This window comes from Pseudomonas sp. MWU12-3088, from assembly GCF_023242405.1.
GTDB classification, from domain to species: Bacteria; Pseudomonadota; Gammaproteobacteria; order Pseudomonadales; family Pseudomonadaceae; genus Aquipseudomonas; species Aquipseudomonas kribbensis.
The window spans coordinates 124,205-139,827 of sequence record NZ_JALJEA010000004.1 but is presented as its reverse complement, the minus strand read 5'-3'; the positions used below and the strand labels follow the sequence as shown (position 1 = coordinate 139,827).

Annotated in this window: 16 protein-coding genes; 8 read left to right on the top strand and 8 right to left on the bottom strand. The window is 60.9% G+C overall.

Annotated features, from left to right (window positions below; all coding sequences use genetic code 11):
- Positions 1-165: 165 nt before the first annotated feature.
- From M5B98_RS12205 to rpoE, 3 genes are read right to left on the bottom strand one after another with little or no spacing between them, the layout of a single operon-like run.
- Positions 166-1,128 (bottom strand): MucB/RseB C-terminal domain-containing protein, encoded by a 963-nt coding sequence (locus M5B98_RS12205; protein ID WP_248742834.1) that lies wholly within the window; start codon positions 1,126-1,128, stop codon positions 166-168.
- An 8-nt stretch (positions 1,129-1,136) separates the two neighbouring features.
- Complete coding sequence (locus tag M5B98_RS12200) at positions 1,137-1,724, bottom strand: sigma-E factor negative regulatory protein (protein ID WP_114881793.1); 588 nt, start codon at positions 1,722-1,724, stop codon at positions 1,137-1,139.
- A gap of 31 nt (positions 1,725-1,755) precedes the next feature.
- Positions 1,756-2,337 (bottom strand): RNA polymerase sigma factor RpoE, encoded by a 582-nt coding sequence (gene rpoE / locus M5B98_RS12195; RefSeq protein WP_003172477.1) that lies wholly within the window; start codon positions 2,335-2,337, stop codon positions 1,756-1,758.
- Positions 2,338-2,895: 558 nt separating this feature from the next.
- Between rpoE and nadB the strand changes: the two genes are divergently transcribed.
- Positions 2,896-4,512 carry an L-aspartate oxidase gene (gene nadB, locus M5B98_RS12190; protein WP_248742833.1) on the top strand — a complete coding sequence of 539 codons (1,617 nt, stop codon included), beginning with the start codon at positions 2,896-2,898 and terminating at the stop codon, positions 4,510-4,512.
- Here nadB and M5B98_RS12185 read toward each other — a convergent pair.
- Together M5B98_RS12185 and M5B98_RS12180 are read right to left on the bottom strand one after the other, a co-directional pair.
- A complete protein-coding gene (locus tag M5B98_RS12185) occupies positions 4,481-4,933 on the bottom strand; it encodes a protein YgfX (RefSeq protein ID WP_248742832.1) in 453 nt (150 codons plus the stop codon). The genes nadB and M5B98_RS12185 overlap by 32 nt on opposite strands.
- On the bottom strand, positions 4,917-5,171 hold the full coding sequence (locus M5B98_RS12180) for a succinate dehydrogenase assembly factor 2 (RefSeq protein WP_065257636.1): 255 nt from the start codon (positions 5,169-5,171) through the stop codon (positions 4,917-4,919). Before M5B98_RS12180 ends, M5B98_RS12185 begins: the two co-directional genes overlap by 17 nt.
- Positions 5,172-5,320: 149 nt before the next feature.
- Between M5B98_RS12180 and M5B98_RS12175 the strand changes: the two genes are divergently transcribed.
- Together M5B98_RS12175 and M5B98_RS12170 are read left to right on the top strand one after the other, a co-directional pair.
- Positions 5,321-6,262, top strand: a complete 942-nt coding sequence (locus tag M5B98_RS12175) for a YgfZ/GcvT domain-containing protein (protein ID WP_248742831.1) — start codon at positions 5,321-5,323, stop codon at positions 6,260-6,262.
- A 35-nt stretch (positions 6,263-6,297) separates the two neighbouring features.
- On the top strand, positions 6,298-7,119 hold the full coding sequence (locus tag M5B98_RS12170) for an HDOD domain-containing protein (protein WP_114881789.1): 822 nt from the start codon (positions 6,298-6,300) through the stop codon (positions 7,117-7,119).
- Positions 7,120-7,122: 3 nt separating this feature from the next.
- Here the strand turns inward: M5B98_RS12170 and M5B98_RS12165 are convergent, their stop codons facing one another.
- Both M5B98_RS12165 and M5B98_RS12160 read right to left on the bottom strand, forming a co-directional pair.
- The gene (locus M5B98_RS12165; protein WP_248742830.1) at positions 7,123-8,508 is read right to left on the bottom strand and encodes a sensor histidine kinase; all 1,386 of its coding nucleotides are present in this window, start codon (positions 8,506-8,508) and stop codon (positions 7,123-7,125) included.
- Positions 8,501-9,172 carry a response regulator gene (locus tag M5B98_RS12160; RefSeq protein WP_085710230.1) on the bottom strand — a complete coding sequence of 224 codons (672 nt, stop codon included), beginning with the start codon at positions 9,170-9,172 and terminating at the stop codon, positions 8,501-8,503. Before M5B98_RS12160 ends, M5B98_RS12165 begins: the two co-directional genes overlap by 8 nt.
- A 238-nt stretch (positions 9,173-9,410) precedes the next feature.
- Between M5B98_RS12160 and M5B98_RS12155 the strand changes: the two genes are divergently transcribed.
- From M5B98_RS12155 to M5B98_RS12135, 5 genes are read left to right on the top strand one after another with little or no spacing between them, the layout of a single operon-like run.
- Entirely contained in the window at positions 9,411-10,703 is a 1,293-nt protein-coding gene (locus tag M5B98_RS12155; protein WP_248742829.1) for an OprD family porin, read from the top strand.
- A gap of 39 nt (positions 10,704-10,742) precedes the next feature.
- Positions 10,743-11,720: a Bug family tripartite tricarboxylate transporter substrate binding protein gene (locus tag M5B98_RS12150; RefSeq protein WP_119428757.1), complete on the top strand. Its 978-nt coding sequence runs from the start codon at positions 10,743-10,745 to the stop codon at positions 11,718-11,720.
- 58 nt (positions 11,721-11,778) lie between these two features.
- Positions 11,779-12,237 carry a tripartite tricarboxylate transporter TctB family protein gene (locus M5B98_RS12145; protein ID WP_114886620.1) on the top strand — a complete coding sequence of 153 codons (459 nt, stop codon included), beginning with the start codon at positions 11,779-11,781 and terminating at the stop codon, positions 12,235-12,237.
- A 1-nt stretch (position 12,238) separates the two neighbouring features.
- Complete coding sequence (locus tag M5B98_RS12140) at positions 12,239-13,753, top strand: tripartite tricarboxylate transporter permease (RefSeq protein WP_085710226.1); 1,515 nt, start codon at positions 12,239-12,241, stop codon at positions 13,751-13,753.
- Complete coding sequence (locus M5B98_RS12135) at positions 13,746-14,780, top strand: AbrB family transcriptional regulator (RefSeq protein WP_248742828.1); 1,035 nt, start codon at positions 13,746-13,748, stop codon at positions 14,778-14,780. Before M5B98_RS12140 ends, M5B98_RS12135 begins: the two co-directional genes overlap by 8 nt.
- A gap of 61 nt (positions 14,781-14,841) precedes the next feature.
- Here M5B98_RS12135 and ung read toward each other — a convergent pair whose 3' ends face one another.
- Positions 14,842-15,537, bottom strand: a complete 696-nt coding sequence (gene ung / locus M5B98_RS12130) for a uracil-DNA glycosylase (protein WP_085710669.1) — start codon at positions 15,535-15,537, stop codon at positions 14,842-14,844.
- Between the last annotated feature and the right edge of the window lie 86 nt (positions 15,538-15,623).

The window sequence follows — 15,623 nt, the reverse complement described above, 5'->3', positions numbered from 1 at the left end:
AGGAACACCGGGAACTACAGGCCGGCATTTTTGTTCCGGGAACAACAAAACAAGGCCAGAGCCGTGAGGCTCTGACCTATAAAAAATTTTCGGGTTATTTGCAAATGAAAATGCTCAGCAAACATTTCATGTCTCGAACACGAAGTGGAAACTGCTGAAATCAGCTCACTGCTTGCTGGTTGCAGCGCCATCGTTGCGTATCGACAAGGCAATCCGCTCGGCAGTACCGATTGGAATTTCGCCGACCACCGTCACCATCATCTCGCCCTGCGGCGTAGTCAAACGGCGGGATACGGCAACCGTGGGGCCCAGCTGAGTCCGTGTATCCGTGACGACGGCACCGTTCAGTGGTTCCAGGAACACCGAGAAACGCGCCAGACCATCGTCATACAGCAGGCTGTTGACCTGGGTCTTGGTGTCTGGGTCCTTGTGCGAGGAACTGCTGGTGAGCTCAAAGCCCGGCGGCAACCAGTCGGATCGCCAGACCTGTGCGGTCTTGACGGCTGAAGCCTTGTCACTTTCGAGGTTGACAGGCTTGCAGTCGGAGGCTGCCTGAAGATCCTTGTCGGATGGAACCTCGGCAGTATCCAGCCGAGTGAACTGGAACCGCTCGAGCAACTGGCCCTTGTCGTTGAGCAGCAACGACTTGAGTGGCAATCCCGTTTCCTTGTCCAGGTGCAGTTCAAATCCGTAGCGATACTGATCCCGTGGCGTCAGCGATACGATTACCGCATCACGCCCGGCCACACGCGACTTGCCGATCACGGCAAGCTCATACCAATTCTTCAGCTTCTGTGGATCGAGAGGGCGAGCGGCAGAGTTTGGAGAATCTCCCAGCCCCGCAATCAGCGTGCCGCTGACGCATTGAGTATGCCCATCAATGCGTACGACTTCCTGTGCCGAACCGTCGAGCTGGAGCAACCGCTCGCGAACCTGCCCGTTCTGGACGCGATGCCAGATGCTGTGGGTAGAAAAACTACCGTTACGCTCGTAAACGAATGTGCCGTGGAAGCTTTGCTGCTGCTCGGCCTGGCCCAGGCGGGTCAGCCAATCCTGGGCCTCATCGGCGTGGGCTGGAACGATGAACCAGCCACTGAGCAGAAGCGAAAGTAGAGGTATGGCGCGCATGATCCTCCTTAACGGTTTTCCAGACTGGCTGCTCGTGCATAAGGCAATGCGCTTTCAGTACCTTTCAGCGCGGCTTGCTGAGCATGTTGACGCAGGTAACCCGGCAAACGCTGATCGTGCCAGCCTGGCTGGCCTTGCAGCACACCATTGGCCATAGGACCAGTGGCTTCAGAACTCTCATTGTAGCCTGCCAGTACCGCCGGCCCCTTGACCTGAGGAGTCGCCAGCGCTGGCTGATTGGACTGCTGCGCCAGTTCGACACCTGCAATTTCGTCATGGTTATACAGACGAACGCCTGCCAGAACGGCAACGGTCACCGAGGCTGCAACGGCCAGACGACCCAGGCTGCGCCATGGACCGCGGGACACTTTGGCTGGAGTGGCTTCATCTTCCAGCGCAGCAGACACTGCCGCAGCGAGATCCAGGCGTGGGAGCAGCAGATCCTTGTGCATGGCTGCCCGAGCGATCTGGTAACGAGCCCAGGTTTCGCGGGTTTCAACATCATCCAGTGCGTTGAGCACTCGACGCAATTCCAGTTCGTCCGCTTCGTTATCCATCACTGCGGACAGCGATTCCTGCAGGGCTTCCCGACTCATGGCGTTCCTCTCTTGGCTGTCGCCGCTGTCTTTAGTTTTCCTGCAACAACGGCTGCAGGGCTTTATCGATGGCCTCCCGGGCGCGGAAAATCCGGGAGCGCACGGTACCAACCGGACATTGCATGACGCTCGCGATGTCCTCGTAACTCAGACCGTCGAATTCGCGCAAAGTTAATGCCGTGCGCAAATCTTCTGGCAGTTGCTGAATGGTTCGATGGACGGTGCCTTCGATCTCATCCCGCAGCAATGCGCGTTCAGGAGATTCGAGATCCTTCAGGCCATGATCGCCGTCATAGAACTCTGCATCTTCGGAACTGACATCGCTATCCGGCGGCCGGCGGCCGCGTGAAACCAGATAGTTTTTCGCCGTGTTGATGGCGATGCGGTAAAGCCACGTATAAAACGCACTGTCTCCGCGAAAATTTCCTAATGCCCGGTAAGCCTTGATAAAGGCTTCTTGAGCAACATCCTGGGCTTCATGGGTGTCGTGCACGAAACGCACGATCAACCCGAGAATTTTGTGTTGATACTTCAACACGAGCAGATCGAAAGCTCGCTTGTCACCGCGCTGAACGCGCTCGACCAGCTGCTGATCCTCTTCCTGGGTTAGCATGAACACTCCTCGATAAACTCGGAGGAAGCTTGCATGGCTAAACGACCGGACTTGCAAACATAGACTCGGGCTTTTCGCAAAAGTTCTCCCCCTCCAAGCAAGTTTCCTGCGGGCTCTGATTTGGCACGCACGAAAAACGCAGCGCGGGATAAACCGGCTGCGCGAATAATCTTTTCATCGGCTCGCCGGCTAGAACCCAACCGCAGGTTCCGCATTGAAGCCGACACTGTCCCTTGTTTCGGGCAACTGTCTATTGATCTTGGGCCTCTGGCAAAAGTTCCAAATATTTATAGACGGGCCACGCCGACATTGGGCAACCGTGAGCGGAAAAAGCATGTTTCATCTGCGATACAGTCGCTTTTTCCCAAAACCGGCGGAAAAAACTTCCGACAAAGCGTCGGCATTTCACCGTCACAGTAGTTTCACAATGCCATATCCACCCGGCTATTGTGCCGCCCCACCCCTCTATATACTAGTGGGCTGTGTGGCTGTCTCGACTCGCCCATCCGCCTGTCTTGCGCCAACCCCGACCCGGGTCGCATTGAGCGGAATCCTGAAATGAGCCAACAGTTTCAACACGATGTTCTGGTGATTGGCAGCGGCGCTGCCGGTTTGAGTCTCGCGCTGACCCTGCCCGGTCACTTGCGCATCGCCGTCCTGAGCAAGGGCGATCTCGCCAACGGTTCGACTTATTGGGCCCAGGGTGGCGTCGCAGCCGTGCTGGACGACACAGACACCGTCGAATCCCACGTCGATGACACCCTCAATGCCGGCGGCGGCCTGTGCCATGAAGATGCGGTACGTTTCACCGTCGAGCACAGCAAAGAGGCGATCCAGTGGCTGATCGACCAAGGCGTGCCGTTCACCCGTGATGAACAATCCGGGACTGAAGACGGAGGATTCGAGTTTCACCTCACCCGCGAAGGCGGCCACAGCCACCGCCGCATCATCCACGCTGCCGACGCCACCGGCGCCGCGATCTTCACAACCTTGCTGGCCCAGGCAAAAGAACGCCCGAACATCGAGTTGCTGGAACAGCGCGTCGCCGTCGATCTGATCACCGAACGTCGCCTGGGGCTGGATGGCGACCGCTGCCTCGGCGCCTACGTGCTCAATCGCAAGACCGGCGAAGTCGACACCTATGGCGCCCGATTCGTGATTCTGGCTTCCGGCGGTGCCGCCAAGGTCTACCTCTATACCAGCAACCCCGATGGTGCCTGCGGCGACGGCATCGCCATGGCCTGGCGTTCGGGTTGCCGGGTAGCGAACCTGGAATTCAATCAGTTCCACCCCACCTGCCTCTATCACCCGCAGGCCAAGAGCTTCCTGGTGACCGAAGCCCTGCGCGGTGAAGGCGCACATTTGAAGTTGCCCAACGGCGAACGCTTCATGCAGCGTTTCGACCCGCGCGCCGAACTGGCACCACGGGACATCGTCGCCCGGGCCATCGACCATGAGATGAAGCGCCTGGGTGTCGATTGCGTCTATCTCGACATCAGCCACAAACCCGAAGCCTTCATCACATCGCACTTTCCGACCGTCTACGAGCGCTGCCTCGGATTCGGCATCGACATCACCAGACAGCCGATCCCGGTCGTTCCGGCGGCGCACTACACCTGCGGCGGCGTGATGGTCGACCAACAAGGCCGCACCGACGTACCCGGGCTGTACGCCATCGGCGAAACCAGCTTCACCGGCCTGCACGGCGCCAACCGCATGGCCAGCAACTCGCTGCTGGAATGCTTCGTTTATGCCCGTTCAGCGGCTGCGGATATTCTCGAACAACTGTCCGACGTCGCCATCCCTCGTGCCCTGCCCGCCTGGGATGCGAGCCAGGTAACCGACTCCGACGAAGACGTGATCATCGCGCACAACTGGGACGAGTTACGGCGCTTCATGTGGGACTACGTTGGCATCGTGCGCACCAACAAGCGCCTGCAACGGGCACAGCATCGCGTGCGACTGCTGCTGGACGAAATCGACGAGTTCTACAGCAACTATAAAGTCAGCCGCGACCTGATCGAGTTGCGTAACCTGGCACAAGTGGCGGAACTGATGATCCGCTCGGCCATGGAGCGCAAGGAGAGCCGAGGCCTGCATTACACCCTCGACTATCCGGATCTGCTGCCCGAGGCCCTCGACACTATTCTGGTGCCGCCCACCTACGCCGGCTGAACTTGAGCCGCACACGCAGGCGTCGGTGCAGATCCGCCGCCTGCGCATCCCGGGGCACGCAGATCGACCTGACCCGACGCTCACCGCGCAACCGAAAGCGCAGCACCACGATCAATGGCAGCGCCAGGCTGTCCGGGCGCAACTGCACTGGCTGCCAGCCATCGGCCTGATTCCACAACTGCCAGCCATCTGCATCACGGCGCAATCCGCAGAATGCCTTGGGATGACTCAGCAGAATCTGCCGGGGCAACACCCACGCCGCATGGCACAGACAGCTGATCGCACCGAGCAGGCTGACCCAGAAAGGGATGACAAGCAGAAACAAAGCGCACAGGGCGAACGCCTGGGCCAGGAGATACGCCGCCAGCAATTGCCGTGAGGCCTGCCAGCGGCAATCGAACGTGTTACTTGGGCTGGACACGATCCAGAATCATGCGAACCATGCGTTGCAGCTCCGGATCTTCGGACTCGCTGCGTTCCATGAACCAGCCGAACATGTCCTGATCCTCGCACTCCAGCAGGCGGACATACAGCGCACGGTCCACCTCGTTCAGATTCGAGTAGACCTCTTTCACGAACGGCACCAGCAACACGTCAAGCTCAAGCATGCCGCGACGGCTGTGCCAAAAGAGGCGATTCAGTTCAACTTGTTCGACCATGGAGCGCTCCTCAAATAGGCCGCAAGTATACAGGCCCGAGACGGGGCGAACAGTCGGCTTTGGTCGGGCACCACCGATCCTTTATGAACTACCCATTTCAACACCACCCCCTTATGATGTGCCCCAGTCTATTTACCCTGCGATGACCCATGGCCGATTCTGCTTTTTTCTGCACCCTGTCTCATGAAGGCGTTCTCGCGGTTCGCGGCGCGGATGCCGGCAAATTCCTGCAAGGCCAGTTGACCTGCAATATCAATTACCTGAGTAACGACCGGGCCAGCCTCGGCGCCCGTTGCACGCAGAAAGGCCGGATGCAGTCGAGTTTCCGCATTGTGCTTGAAGGTGACGGCGTGCTGCTGGCGATGGCCGGCGAACTGCTGGAACCGCAACTGGCGGATCTGAAAAAGTACGCGGTGTTTTCCAAATCGAAACTGACCGACGAAAGTGCCTCATGGGTGCGCTTCGGTCTGGAGCATGGGGACGCAGCCCTGAGCAGCCTGGGTCTGGAACTGCCGGCGGACACCGACAGCGTGGTTCGCCACGAAGGGCTGATCGCGATTCGCGTCTCCACCAACCGTGCCGAACTCTGGGCGCCAGCCGATCAGGCCGATGCCATCAAAGGCAAGTTATCTGCGCAATTGACCGAAGCCGAACTCAATCAATGGCTGCTGGGCCAGATCCGCGCCGGTATCGGTCAGGTCATGCCGAGCACCCGCGAACTGTTCATCCCGCAGATGCTCAATCTGCAGGCCGTCGGCGGTGTGAGCTTCAAAAAAGGCTGCTACACCGGCCAGGAAATCGTTGCGCGCATGCAGTACCTGGGCAAGCTCAAGCGTCGCCTGTACCGCGTGCAACTGGATGCCAGTGAATTGCCGGAGCCTGGAACCCCGCTGTTCGCCCCGAGCCACGGCAGTTCCATCGGCGAAGTGGTGCTGGCCGCCCGCGCCGAGAAAAATATTGAACTGCTGGCGGTGTTGCAGGCCGAAGCTGCCGACGCAGGCGATTTGCATCTGGGCACGGCCGAAGGTCCGGCGCTGCACTTGCTCGACCTGCCTTACGAACTGGATCGCGACCGCGAAATCCAGCGTTGATCGCAGCATTTGTTGCAACACCCTAGAGAAATGACATGAGTGATCTGGCGGATAAGGTCCAACAGGATTTGGTTGAGGCCATCGATAACGATGACCTGGTTCTGCCAACGTTACCGGAAGTGGCCCTGCAGATTCGCAAGGCCGCCGAAGACCCGGATATCAGCGTCAGCGACCTGAGCAAAGTGATCGGCCGTGACACGGCGCTCTCGGCGCGCCTGATCAAAGTAGTCAACAGCCCTTTGCTGCGCGCCACCCAGGAAGTCACCGACCTGCACACCGCGATCACCCGGCTGGGCGTCAACTACAGCAGTAACCTGGCGATCGGTCTGGTGATGGAGCAGATCTTCCACGCCCGCTCCGAGGTGGTGGAACAGAAAATGCGCGAAGTCTGGCGCAAGAGTCTGGAAATCGCCGGGGTCAGCTACGCCCTGTGCCGCCGCTATACCCAGCTCAAGCCCGACCAGGCTGCGCTGGGCGGACTGGTGCACCAGATTGGCGTGCTGCCGATCCTGACCTATGCCGAAGACCATTACGAACTGCTGTCCGACCCCGTCAGCCTCAATCACGTGATCGATCACATTCATCCGCTGATCGGCGACAAGTTGCTACGGGTCTGGGAATTCCCGGAACGACTGGTTGAATTGCCGGGGTTGTATCAGGACCTGAAACGCGAATCGCCCCAGGTCGATTACGTGGATCTGGTGCAAGTGGCCAGCCTGTATTGCCACAAGGACAGCGATCATCCCCTCGCCCGGATCGACCCGCTCAGCGTTCCGGCCTTTCGCAAGCTCGGGATCGACATCGACAACAAGGTGTTGTGCGCGGATCTGGAAGAATCGCGGTCGATGTTCTACTGAGTCTCAGCCCGCGATAAAACTCACCCGCACCTTCAACCCCGCCTGCTCGCCATCATGCAGCGTGATCTGCGCCAGATGCGCACGGCAGATTTCCCCGACAATCGCCAGACCCAGCCCGGAACCGGCGACCTGCTGATTGCGCCGGTAGAAGCGCTCGAACACCCGGTCACGCTCATCCTGGGGAATGCCCGGGCCGTCGTCTTCAACCTCCAGCACCGCCGGCGACTTCACTCGCAAGATCACGTTGCCCCCCGACGGCGTGTGGGCCAGCGCGTTGTCCACCAGATTGCTCAGCAGTTCGTTGAGCAACGTCGGCTCGCCGCGCAGCCAGACCGGTTCGTCCGCTTCCAGTGCCAACGCCACGCCGCGCGCATGAGCCAGCGGCGCCATGGCCATGCCCAGCTCCCGGGCCAACTGGCTCAGATCGAGCAACTGCGCGCCGCCCTCGGCAATCGCCCGGGCGCCGTTTTCCACCCGGGCCAGCGACAGCAACTGGTTGGCCAGATGGGTCAGGCGATCGGTGCTTTGTGCCGATGATTCCAGCGTGTCGCGCCAGGTTTGCGGTTCGCTCGAGCGCAAGCCCAACTCAAGACGCGCCTTGAGCGCTGCCAGCGGCGTACGCAGTTCGTGGGCCGCATCGGCGATGAATTGCGCCTGCCGCTCGAACTGCCCGCGCAGACGTTCGGTGAAGTGATTGAGCGCCCGCACCAGTGGCCACAATTCGTGCTGCACCTCCACCAACGGCAAGGGCCGCAGATCGTCGGGCTGACGCTCTTCCACCGCCGTGCGCAAACGCTCGAGCGGCCGCAACGCCGCGCTGACCGCAAACCACACCAGCAACAATGCGCCAATCGCCAACATACCCAATCGCAGCAAGGTGTCGGCCGCCAGACTGCGGGCCATGCTGACGCGTGCTTCGTCGGTTTCGGCGACGCGAATTTCCGCCATGCCGTTCATGTTCGGCTCGGTCACCGCTTTCAACAGACTGACGACGCGCACGTTCTGCCCCTGATACGTGGCGTTGTAAAAGCGCGCGAGTGCCGGATAACTGTCGGTTCGCGGCGTCCCCGGCGGCGGGCCCGGCAGGTTTTCGTAGCCGGAAATCAACTTCTGGTGAATGTCGTTGACCTGGTAATAGATGCGTCCCGCGCTGTCGTAGGCGAAGGTATCAAGGGCCACGTAAGGCACGTCGGCACTGAGGCTGCCGTCACGCTGCGAAAGGCCGGCGGCGATGGTCCGTGCCGACGCCAGAAGTGTGCGGTCATAAGCGGTGTCGGCGGCTTCGCGACCGTTCCAGTAAGCGCTCAGGCCGCTGGCCAGCATCAACACAACCAGCAATAGCGCGAGGTTCCACAGTAACCGCCAGCGCAGACTGCTGGGCCTATGCATCGCGGCTTTCCAGCAGATAACCCAGGCCACGGAAGGTCACGATGGCCACTGCATGACCGTCGAGCTTCTTGCGCAGGCGATGCACGTAGATTTCGATGGCGTCGGGGCTGGCTTCCTCGTCAAGCCCGAACACCTGCGACGCCAGTTGCTCCTTGCTCATCACCCGGCCCGGGCGGGCAATCAGCGCTTCAAGCACCGCTTGTTCGCGAGACGTCAGGGTGAGCAATTCTTCGCCGAGGGTGAAGCGCCGGGTCTCCAGGTCATAGGCCAGCACGCCACAACGCTGGATGCGTTCGCCGCCAAGCACACTGCGACGCAACAGGGCTTTGACCCGAGCCTCAAGCTCCGTCAATTCAAACGGCTTCGCCAGATAATCGTCGGCGCCGAGGTTGAGTCCGTGGACCCGATCCTTGACGTCGCTGCGAGCGGTCAGCATCAGCACCGGCAGATTCTTGCCCCGGGCCCGCAGACGCGCCAGCACTTCGAATCCGTCCATGCGCGGCAGGCCGACATCGAGAATCGCCATCGCGTATTCCTCGCTGCCCAGCGCCAGGTCGGCGGCCACGCCATCGTGCAGCACGTCCACGGTCAGACCGGTGCTCTTGAGCGCCTGGGCAACGCTTTCGGCCAGTTGCAGATGGTCTTCGACGAGCAGAACACGCATGGATCTCTACCTCATTCAGGGATGGCCGGCGCCATTCTTTGCCGCGGAGTTTACAGCCGCAACCGCCGCTGTGAAGCCCGAAAACGCGTTAAAACCCGCTGAAAGGTTAGCGAAAGGTTTGGCCGATAGAGTCGGGTTACGGAATGTTTCGGCTTCCGTCGCTGCTGCCACACAGCGATACGAAAAACGCCTCGAAGCGTTTTCGACCAATAAGAACAATAAACGGAGTACACCCCGCATGCCGTCCTTGCAGACCAAGGCTCCTACGCCTGTCCGTCCTTCCCGTTTCAGCCACACCGCCCTTGCCAGTGCCGCCGCCCTCGCCGGTTTTGCACCGATGAGCTACGCCGATTTCATCGAAGACAGTTCCGCCACCTTCGAAACCCGCAACATGTATTTCAACCGCGACTTCCGCGACGGCACCAGTGCCCAGCAGTCCAAGCGCGACGAGTGGGCCCAGGGTTTCATGCTCAATCTGCAATCGGGCTATACCGATGGCACCGTGGGGTTCGGTGTCGATGCACTGGGGATGTTGGGGGTCAAGCTCGATTCGAGCCCGGACCGCACCGGCACTGGCCTGCTGCCGACCCACGATGACGGGCGCGCGGCAAACGAATACTCCAAGGTCGGCCTGACCGGCAAAGTGAAGATCTCCGCCACCGAACTGAAAATCGGCAGCCTGATTCCGGAACTGCCGATCCTCAAGCCGAACGACGGGCGCATCCTGCCGCAGACTTTCGAAGGTGGTTTGCTGACGTCCAAAGAGATCAAGAACCTGACCTTCACCGGCGGCCGCCTGGAGAAAGCCAAGGACCGCGACAGCACCGATTTCGAGGACATTGCCCTCAACAACAAGAACGGCCGTTTCGCCGGCACCGTCGCCGGCAAGCACTTCGACTTTGCCGGCGTGGACTACAAGTTCACCGACAAGATCACCGGCAGCTACCACTTCGCCCAGCTCGATGACGTCTACAACCAGCACTTCTTCGGACTGGTCGCCTCGCGGCCGATGGGCCCGGGCACTTTCGCCACCGACCTGCGTTTCGCCGTCAGTGACGATCAGGGCGCAGCCCGTGGCGGCAAGATCGACAACCGCTCCCTCAATGGTCTGGTCAGTTATGCCCTGAGCGGCCACAAGTTCACCGCCGGTTATCAGCACATGTCCGGCGACAGCGCCTTCCCCTATGTCGATGGCAGCGACCCGTACCTGGTCAACTTCGTGCAGATCAACGACTTCGCCGGCGCTGAAGAACGCTCCTGGCAGGCGCGCTACGACTTCGACTTCGCACGCCTTGGCATCCCCGGCCTGAGCTTCATGAGCCGCTATCTGAGCGGTGACAACATCAAACTCAAGAACGGCGATGAAGGCAAAGAGTGGGAGCGCAACACCGAGATCAAATATGTAGTACAAAGCGGCGCCCTGAAGGACGTTGCCGTGCGTTTACGTAATGCCACTTACCGTTCCAACTACTCCGCTCGCGATGCCGATGAAGTGCGTCTGCTGGTGAGCTATAGCGTTGCCCTTTGGTAATTCAGTACGTCCATAACAACAACTCCCAAGGAGACATAGATGAACTTATCACTGCGTAAAGTCGCTCTGGCCGCTGGCGTCATGCTGTTCGCCGGTCAACTGATGGCTGAACCGAAACGTCCGGAATGCATCGCCCCGGCCTCCCCCGGCGGCGGTTTCGACCTGACCTGCAAACTGGCGCAAAGCGCGCTGGTCAACGAAAAGCTGCTGACCAAACCGATGCGCGTGACCTACATGCCCGGCGGTGTCGGCGCGGTGGCGTACAACGCCGTTGTAGCGCAGCGCCCGGCGGACGCGGGCACGCTGGTAGCCTGGTCCAGCGGTTCGCTGTTGAATCTGGCACAGGGCAAGTTCGGCCGTTTCGATGAAACCAACGTGCGCTGGCTGGCGGCGGTCGGCACCAGCTATGGTGCCATCGCAGTGAAAAGCGACTCGCCCTACAAAACCCTCGATGATCTCGTTCAGGCACTGAAGAAAGATCCGAGCGCCGTGGTCATCGGTTCCGGTGGCACCGTCGGCAGCCAGGACTGGATGCAAACCGCACTGATCGCCAAAGCCGCCGGGATCAACCCGCGCGACCTGCGTTACGTCGCCCTCGAAGGCGGCGGCGAGATCGCCACCGCCCTGCTCGGCGGCCACATCCAGGTCGGCAGCACCGACATCTCCGACTCCATGCCGCACATCCAGAGCGGTGACATGCGCCTGCTGGCCGTGTTCGCTGAAAACCGCCTCGACGAGCCGGAAATGAAAGGCATCCCGACCGCTCGCGAGCAAGGCTACGACATCGTCTGGCCGGTGGTTCGCGGCTTCTACCTCGGGCCGAAAGTCAGCGATGAAGACTACGCCTGGTGGAAAGGTGCCTTCGACAAACTGCTGGCTTCCGACGAGTTCGCCAAGCTGCGCGATCAGCGTGAACTGTTCCCGTTCGCCATGACCGGCCCGGAGCTGGACACTTACGTGAAGAAGCAAGTCGCGGATTACAAAGTGCTGGCCAAAGAGTTCGGCCTGATCCAGTGATCGTCTCTGTCTAGCGGCCATGGCCTCGCGCATCGAGGTCGTGGCCCAGGAGTTCCTCATGCTGATTCAACGCATTTTTGCCTCGGTGTTGCTGCTGGCCTGTGCCGGCCTGGCACTGATGGCCTGGCCCTATCAGGCGGCATTTTCCTACGAACCGGTCGGCCCGCGGGCGTTTCCCCTGCTGATGCTCGGCCTGATGAGCCTGGCGCTGCTGTACATGGTGTTTCGCCCGGCACCGATCAAACACAGCGAAGACGAGCCGCCGCTGGACCGCGAAACCCTGACCAAGATCAGCATCTGCGTGCTGTTGCTGCTGGTGTTCGCCGGTCTGTTCGAGCCGCTGGGTTTCATCCTCAGCAGTTGCCTGATCGGCATCCCGATGGCGCGCCTGTACGGCGGCCGCTGGTTGCCCAGCATCGTGGTGACCACGCTGATGGCCATCGGTCTGTACCTGCTGTTCGACCGTCTGATGGACGTACCGCTGCCCCTCGGCCTGCTTGACGTTCTGGAGAACTGATATGGATACGCTCGGATATTTGGGACAGGGCTTCGGCGTCGCGCTGAGCCCGTACAACTTGGTCACCGCGCTGACCGGTACGCTGATCGGCACCGTGGTCGGCCTGTTGCCGGGCCTGGGCCCGATCAACGGTGTGGCACTGTTGATTCCGATCGCCTTCGCCCTTGGCCTGCCGCCGGAGTCGGCGCTGATTCTGCTGGCGGCGGTGTACCTGGGCTGCGAATACGGCGGCCGGATCAGTTCGATCCTGCTGAACATTCCCGGCGAAGCCTCCACCGTGATGACCACCCTCGACGGCTACCCGATGGCCCGCCAGGGTCTGGCCGGGGTCGCGTTGTCGCTGTCGGCGTGGAGCTCGTTCATCGGTGCATTCATCGCCACCTGTGGCATGGTGCTGTTCGCCCCGCTGCTGGCGAAATGGGCGATTGCCTTCGGGCCGGCGGAATATTTCGTACTGATGGTGTTCGCGATTGTCTGCCTCGGCGGCATGGCCGGTGACCGACCACTGAAGACGTTCATTGCAGCGTTGATCGGCCTGTTCCTGTCCAGCGTCGGCATCGACGCCAACAGCGGCGTGTACCGTTTTACCGGCGACAATATTCACCTGACCGACGGCATTCAATTCGTGGTGTTGGTGCTGGGCCTGTTCTCGATCAGCGAAATCCTTCTGCTGCTGGAGAAAACCCATCGCGGCCAGGAAGCGGTGAAAGCCACCGGGCGGATGATGTTCAACTTCAAGGAAGCGGCGTCGGTGTTCGTGGTGAACATCCGTTGCGGCCTGCTCGGCTTCATCATGGGCGTATTGCCGGGCGCCGGCGCGACCCTGGCCAGTGCCGTGGCCTACATGACCGAGAAACGCATCGCCGGTGCCGACGGCAAATTCGGTGAAGGTGACAAACGCGGTCTCGCCGCCCCGGAAACCGCCATCGGCGCATCCGCCTGCGGCGCGCTGGTGCCGATGCTGACCCTGGGTGTTCCGGGTTCGGGCACCACGGCGGTGATGATCGGCGCACTGTCGCTGTACAACATCACTCCGGGCCCGCTACTGTTCCAGCAACAACCGGACATCGTCTGGGGCCTGATCGCCTCGCTGTTCATCGCCAACATCATGCTGGTGATCCTGAACATCCCGATGATCCGCATCTTCACCCGCATCCTCGCCGTGCCGAACTGGGCGCTGGTGCCGGTGATCGCGATCATTACCGGGATCGGCGTGTACGCCGTGCATGCCACCACGTTCGACCTGTTCCTGATGGTCGGCATCGGCATCTTCGGTTACATCCTGCGCAAGCTGGATTTCCCGCTGTCGCCGGTCCTGCTGGGGTTCATCCTCGGTGGTCTGATGGAGCAGAACCTGCGTCGTGCGTTGTCGATCTCCAACGGTGCGCTGGAAATCCTCTGGTCGAGCCCGATCACCTTCGGCGTCTGGGTGCTGACCGCGATCATGTTGCTGATGCCGCTGCTGCGGATCTGGCGCAAACGTTCGGTCGCCCGGCGCGCAATCGCCGATGTTTGATCGGTCCTTCAAAACCTGGTGGGGAACCCCGCTGGTCGGTCTGCTTGGCGGTTTCATCGCCAGCCAGATCGGCTGGCCGCTGCCGTGGATGGTCGGCTCGTTGCTGGCGATCATCCTGGTGCGCTGCCTGACCCCGTGGCAACTCACCGAAATCCCTGGCGGTCGCAAGTGCGGCCAGTGGATCGTCGGGATCGGCATCGGCCTGCACTTCACCCCGCTGGTGATGGAGCAGGTGCTGAGCCACTTCGGCCTGATCTTCTTCGGGGCGCTGGTCACCAGCCTGTCGGCAGTGGTCGGCGTGTGGCTGATGCGCCGCACCGGCGAGGATCGCGCCACGGCGTTTTTCTCCAGCATGCCCGGTGGCTCCGGCGAGATGGTCAACCTCGGCGCACGCAACGGCGCGATGCTCAGCCATGTCGCGGCGGGGCAAAGCTTGCGGGTGCTGGTGGTGGTGCTGTGTGTGCCGGCGGCATTCAAATATCTGCTGGGCGATGGTGCCCCGATTTCTCACGCTGGCATCGTCGATTGGCGCTGGCTGGCGATTCTGTTTCCGGCGGGCGGCTTGCTCGCGTGGCTCTGGCAACGTCTGCGCCAGCCCAATCCATGGCTGTTCGGGCCGTTGCTGGTCAGCGCGGCGGTGAGCATCGGTTGGGATCTGCATATCGGCCTGCCCAATGGCGGCAGTCAGATCGGTCAGTGGCTGATCGGCAGCGGACTGGGCTGTCACTTCAACCGGCAGTTCTTCCGCCGTGCGCCGTCGTTCATGGGGCGTACGTTGATCGGCACGGCGCTGACCATGTTGATCGCCACATTGGCGGCATTGGGACTGAGCGCAATGACCCATCTGGATCTGCGTTCGCTGACCCTGGGCATGATGCCCGGCGGAATCGCCGAGATGAGCCTGACGGCGGAAACCCTGCAACTGTCGGTGCCGCTGGTGACGGCGATGCAGGTGATGCGGCTGTTGTTCGTGTTGTTTCTGGCGGAACCGTTGTTCAAGTACTGGAACCGTAATCCCGAAGCCTGATCCGGTTAGTGATCGTTCCCACGCGGAGCGCGGGAACGAGATTAGCCGCCAGCCCTGAGTTTCAGACCACCGACGGCAGGCGCCACTCGATCGGCGCTTCGCCATTCTGCTCAAGGAACTTGTTGGTACGGCTGAAGTGCCCGCAGCCGAGAAAGCCGCGATAGGCCGACAGCGGCGACGGGTGCACCGAAGTCAGCACCAGATGCTTGGTGGCGTCGATCAGCTTCTGCTTGCTCTGGGCGTGGGAGCCCCAGAGCATGAACACCAGATGCGGCTGCCGCTGGCTGACCACTTCGATGATCCGGTCGGTGAAAAACTGCCAGCCCTTGTCCTTGTGCGCGTTGGCATTGGCACGCTCGACGGTCATGGTGGTGTTGAGCATCAACACGCCCTGATCGGCCCAGCTCTGCAGATAGCCATGGTTGGGGATGTCGATGTTCAGATCGCGTTTCAACTCTTTGTAGATGTTGACCAGCGACGGCGGCGCCGGCACGCCCGGTTGCACCGAGAAGCACAAGCCGTGGGCCTGGCCCGGACCGTGGTACGGGTCCTGGCCGAGAATGACCACTTTTACCTTGTCCAGCGGCGTCGAGTTCAACGCATTGAAAATCAGCGGTCCCGGCGGATAGATTTCCTTGCCGGCCGCCCGCTCCTGCTGCAGAAAATTGCGCAACTCTGCCATGTAAGGCTGGTCGAATTCGGCACGCAGTGCCTCCTTCCAGCTCGGTTCGAGTTTGATACGGTCGTCAGCAGTCATGGTCATACCCGGCAAAAACAATGGGGCGAACCCTAGGAAAGCCGACCACGCTTGTCAATTGATCTGACGCAGATCCGGCACTTTCC